The sequence below is a fragment of the Pseudomonas sp. ML96 genome (genome assembly GCF_000761545.1).
Taxonomy (GTDB): domain Bacteria; phylum Pseudomonadota; class Gammaproteobacteria; order Pseudomonadales; family Pseudomonadaceae; genus Aquipseudomonas.
This window is the reverse complement of the sequence record NZ_JPMY01000033.1, coordinates 22936-29048: the sequence shown is the minus strand read 5'-3', so window position 1 is coordinate 29048 and position 6113 is coordinate 22936. Positions and strand designations below refer to the sequence as shown.

The window sequence follows — 6113 nt, the reverse complement described above, 5'->3', positions numbered from 1 at the left end:
GGACGGTGATTCGGACAGTGCCTATGTTGACCTGGGCAAGGTGGTTGGCTTCGAGGACGATGGTCCGTGGGCCGGTACCACTGAAGCGGCACGTATCCTTGATGATGAGGGATTGAGTGGAGGTATAAATGGTGGGCCTGACGATGCATCCGGTGCTCATACCAGCGCTAGCGGAAATCTGAGTTTCGATGCTGGCTCTGATGGTCTGAAGTCCATCGTGCTCACTGGGCCGACAAGCCTGGGGGGCGAGGCAGTCACGTCAACCTGGGATCCCGATACCAATACGCTGACCATCAGTAGTGCCCGTGGCGATCTGATGACCGTAGCGCTGACGGATCTTGCAAGCGGTGCTTACACGATAAAACTGCTCAAGCCGCTGATGCACACTCAACCGGGGACCGAAGACAATATCACCCTGAATGTCGGCTATAAGGTGATCGATAAGGACAACGACTCTGCCACCGGTAAGCTAGTCGTTACTATCGACGATGATTCTCCAACCATTCAGGTCGGTGCTCTGGGACTCAACTCCTCGGTGACCTTTGAAGGCACCTCTGCGGGCTTCAGTAACAGCTATGGGTATTACGTCAAAGCTGATGATGGCACTCCGGTCACTGGCAAGATTATCTGGGCCAATGTGCATTCCCAGAGTGTCGGTGACACTGCTGATCTCAGCGCTCTTGATCCCGCCAATACGGGCTTTTTCATCATCCCCCATGGTGCTGGAAACGTTGGTCTCGTAAACGGTGCGGAAGTCACGTTCCAGTTGGTTGGCGGTCAGTGGCAGGCCTTCGTTGGTAGCACGCCGCTGGTAGGTGCCGATGGTGCCAACGTGCTGTTCAGCGACGCTACCCTGAATCCTGGAGGCTCGCATCTTCAGGACACTGGCAGCGCTGGCAACCAAAACTGGGAAGACCAGACTAATTCGTCCGACTACGACTACAACGATGTCAGCACCAGTATTACCTGGGGCTCTACCCTGAAACTGCAGGTAGATGAGTCGAACCTGGCATGGAATGCCTCTGCTGATTTCAGTGGGCTTTTCAACGTGCAGCCTGGGGCCGACGGACTGCAGAGCCTGGCCTACACACTGACCGTGCAGAACGCCAACTCCGGCCTGCAGGATACCGAGACCAACGAGACTGTGATGCTCCGTGTCAAGGCAGGCACGGATAACGTTATCGAGGGATATATCGGCACCGGCGCCTCGGAAAAACAGGTGTTTACTCTTACCGTGGGGGCTGATGGAAAGGTCACCCTCGATCAGATACGCGCCATCGTTCACCCGACCTCTGATCCAGACGAGGCTAAGTTCCTTGGCTCTGGCCATGTCAGCCTGACCGCTACTGTTACCGACAAAGATGGTGATACAGCGACTGGCAGCCTGGATATCGGCAAGGTCATCAGCTTCAAGGACGACGGCCCTAACGCCATTGACGATGGCAACTACACGGTAACGAGCGTTTCTGCTGGTGTTCCTGAGTTGACCGGGAATGTGTTGAGCGGAGCGGAGAGTCAGGCGAACGGAGTTGCCGGCGCTGACTCCGCCGGGGCTGATGGTGGCCGTATTTCCGCGATAAAACTGGGTAATGGCGGCTGGGTCACGGTGGACGCCGCCACTGGAGCCAATATCAATGCCGGCAGTTTGGGTGTCTTGCATATCAACTCGGATGGCTCTTGGGCCTTCGACCAGACTGCCAGCGGCCAGCAGACTTTCACCTTCACCTATCGACTGACTGATGGCGACGGCGATACCGATGAGGCAACCTTCTCGATCACTACGATGGTTACGATCCAGCCGCCAAGCTTCCAGGGCGCATCCGTAACAGTCGATGAGGATGGTTTGGCTGCAGGTGTCAACGCTAATACCAGCACCTCCCAGGGAGATGGCGATCTTGTCGGTGGCAGTGGTACGAGCGAGGCGGTTTATAACGGCCAGTTCTCTGTAGGTTGGGGCGGAGCGCCAAGTGGCAGTCTGGCGCTCACGATCACCCCGGCAGCGCTCAACGCCATCACGTTGCATAACGGCTCTCACCCGGTGGTAAGCCCCAGCAGCACCTCGCAGTATCTGAAGCTGGTCGATAACCTCGGCAATTCGGTATTGGAGATTACGATCGACAACGATGGCAACTACAAAGTCGAGTTGAAACAGTCGATTGAGCATGCGGATGGTGGCGGCGAGAATGCAATCGATCCAATTCTCAATGTCACGGTGACGGCTACTAATGACGCTGGCTCATCTACGCAAACTTTGGCTATTACCATTGACGATGATGCCCCGTTGGCCATTGGCGATGGGGCCTACACCATCACAGCGCTGAACTCTAACGCCGCTACTGCAGAGGTTTCCGGCAACGTGATCACAGGTGCCGAGAGCCAGGCTAATGCTATCGATGGCGCTGACAAAGTTGGAGCCGACGGTGCAAGTGTTACTGGAATCAAAGTATCGAGCGCTGTCAGCTACACGGATGTCAGCAGCACTACAACGCTCTATATCGCTGCCAACGGCACGGTGCTAGCTAGCGCCAGTGGCTCGGTCGGTTTCCTGACTATGGCAGCAAATGGCGCGTGGTTATTTAATCAGACCCAAACGGTAGAGGCCGATCAGGCCATCACTTTCTCCTATCAGCTCACTGATACGGACGGTGATCAGGCAACGGCATCGTTCACTGTGAATCTACTGAAGACGGTCTCGCCGACGCTCACTCTGACGAAATCCGCCGGTAATGTGGACGAGGACTTCCTGGCGGCAGGTAACAAGGACTTGCCAGCGCCATCCACGCACGATGGTAATGGCACTGCCAGCGACACCAGCAGCTACACGGTTAACTTCCATGGTGAAGGTGGTTCGGTAGCCCTGGATGTTACCAACGGTGCCGCCACGGGCCTTTTCAACAATGCCAACCAGTCGATTACATGGTCTGTGTCAGGCGATGGCCAAACCGCCAGTGGTGTTGTCGGTGGCACCACTTACTTCACTGTAGCGCTGGGCGCTCCAGGTGCGGCTGACGCTATCACGGGTAATCAAACCGGCTCTTGGACATTCACCTTGCTGAATGCCATCAAGCATGCAGAAAACAGCAATGAAGATGTTCAGGATCGGACGCTGAATATCGGCATCAAGGCCACTGACAACAATGGCGGCCAAACCGATAGCAAAAGCATCACTATCACCATTGATGACGATATGCCTTTCGCCACATCTCCTGCCGCAGTGCGTGTGGACGAAGGCAGTACGACCGTCGTCAAGACCAATGTGATGCTGATCATCGATAACTCTGGAAGTATGGCGGGCGATCGGATCGCTGCTGTTAAGGCAGCCGTGGCAGACCTGTTCGCTAGTGGCAAGGTTAACGCTGTCTACTTGGTGGACTTCGGTTCTAGTGCTGCTGTGTACGATGGCTCGGGCTCTCAGAATAGCGATTGGGTTGGCAATGGCACCGGTGTGTGGGTGACAGATTTGGCCCAAGCGCAGGCTGCTATCAATGCATTGACTGGCAGTAGTGGAAACACTAACTACGACGATGCATTGAATGATGCGATGAATGGCTTTACGACGCCGCCTACGGGGGCGACTGGTACATTGCCTCTGGTTGCGATGTTCTTGTCTGACGGCGAGCCGAATGAGCCCAGCAGCAGTGAGGGTATCAGCACTACTGAAGAGTCTGTTTGGTATACCTGGCTGGCAAGCAAAGGATTTTCGGCATCCTATGCAGTTGGCTTCGGTGGCCTGGACAGCTCGGACCGTGCTTACCTAGAGCCGATTGCGTGGAAGCCCGGTGAGACGTCATCGACCAATAGCGGAAGTACGGACACGAACGTCATCATTGTTTCCGACACGAGCACGCTCGGCGGTGTATTGATTGATGCAGTACCCACTACTCCCTCGACAGGTGGCACCCTGACGGCCAGCTATGGCGCTGATGGCGGTCGTATCCTGTCGGTTACGGTCGATGGCACGACCTACACCTGGAACGGTCAGTCTGGTGGGAGTTCCGCCATCGCAGTTACCAGCCTTGGAGACAACGCAGGTCACTTGACTAGTGGCAGTGCCTCTACTCTGGTCGTCACGACTGATTTGGGTGGCAAGCTGACCTTCAACTTCACTTCAGGAGCTTGGGGCTACACCGCACCTGCAAGCGTGTCGGCAGATGCAACCGAGAAGTTCCAGTACGCGCTTGTGGATGGTGATGGTGACGTCGTTTCCACCTCTGGCAGCACGTCCAGCGCACTGGAAATAACGGTTAATGTAAGCAACATCAACCAGGCACCCAGCGGTACAGATAAGTCTGTTGCTGCTGTCGAGGATACGGCCAAGGTTCTGTCCCAGGCAGACTTCGGCTTCTCCGACAGTGATGGCAACAACTTGCTGGCTGTCAAAATCACTACCGTACCGAGCAATGGTACCTTGGAGTTCAACAACGTGGCGGTTGCGGCGGGACAGATTGTCAGCGCTACGGATATCGCCAATGGCCTGCTGAAATTCACGCCGGCGCCGGACTACAACGGCAACGCCACGTTCACTTTCCAAGTGCAAGACAATGGTGGTACGGCCAATGGCGGGGTCAATCTCGACCCGACCCCGAACACCATGACCATCAACGTGGCCGCGGTTAACGATGCGCCTACTGCAACTATCACTAACCTCAGCTACAACGCGACCGAACAGACCAATCTGACTTTGAGTGGTACTGGTATGTCGGTGGGGGATGTGGACGGTGGTAATGGTGTTCGCACGGTGACCCTGGCCGTATCTCAAGGGACGCTGACTGTCAGCGCAGGTAACAGTGGCGTCACCAGCTTGACCGGAAGCGGAACCGCGAAAGTGACCTTCCAGGGCACGTTGGCTCAGCTGAACAATCTGCTTGCAGGCATTGATACCGGAGCAGGATCGGCTGGCAGCATTGTATTCAACGCGAACCTCAATGCCCCGGCGGTAGCTGCAGCGCTGATGTTGATGATTGATGACGCGGGTTCGGTGGGAGGCGGTGCTCTGACTGCGATTGATACCGCGACTATCAATATCACCCCAGTCGGAGACAGTAGCAGTACTAGCGACGATGCGGTTCGCACTAATGTTGGTGGTACAGCTGTCGCGATTCCGGAGTGGGCCCTTCTCTGGAACGATAGTGATCCAGATGGTCGATTGGACCTCACCAGTATCGGCTCGGTGGCTGGTGGTGTTGCTTCGCACACGACAGGGACCAGCTTCTATGGAGCTGTGAACTTCAACGACAACAATGGCAACACAGGTGGAGGTAATAGCAACTCCTCCTTCAGCTATACCGCCTCTTCAAATGGTGGGGCGAGCGACACTGCATCGGTATCGATCACCTTGGACACCAGCGGTGATCTGGATGGCACTAATAATGCCGATATCCTGATCGATGGCCTGGCTGGTGGACGCACCCTCAATGGTGCTAACGGCAACGATATCCTGATCGGCAACGACGGCAACGATATCCTCAATGGCGGTAATAACGACGACCTTCTAGTGGGAGGTAGCGGCGACGATGCTCTCAATGGCGGTTCGGGCAACGATACCGCCGGATATTTCGATGCAGCCAGCGGCGTGGCGGTGAATCTGAGTATCACAGTGCTGCAGGATACCGGTGGTGCGGGTTCCGACATACTGAACTCGATCGAGAATCTGATCGGTTCGCGCTTCGACGACACCTTGACCGGCACCAGTGGTAACAACTCACTGGTCGGCTTGGAGGGCAACGATATCCTGATCGGCAATGGCGGCAATGACAGCCTGACCGGTGGGGATGGCGCCGATACCTTCAAATGGCTGGCGGGTAATACTGGCACCACTACAGTCACGGACTTCGTCAAGGGCGTCGACTCGCTGGATCTGTCCCAGTTGCTGATCGGTGAGGACGATACGGTGTCCAGCCTGAGCCAGTACCTGACCTTCTCCTTCGGCTCTAGCACCACTATTACAGTGGATGCCAACGCAGCTGGAGCTGGTGGCACAGGGCAGACTATCGTGTTGGCGGATATCAACCTGCAGGCGGCATATGGTTCGGTAGATGCCGCAGGTGTCATCAGTGGCATGCTCGGTGATGGTACGTTGAAGGTCGACACCGTCTGACCTCCACTTATATGAT

General features: G+C 55.9%; 1 protein-coding gene. It reads left to right on the top strand.

Annotated elements, in window-relative coordinates:
* Nucleotides 1–40 precede the first annotated feature (40 nt).
* Complete coding sequence (locus IP89_RS16090; RefSeq protein WP_218185997.1) at nucleotides 41–6097, top strand: DUF5801 repeats-in-toxin domain-containing protein; 6057 nt, start codon at nucleotides 41–43, stop codon at nucleotides 6095–6097.
* The last annotated feature ends 16 nt before the right edge of the window (nucleotides 6098–6113 follow it).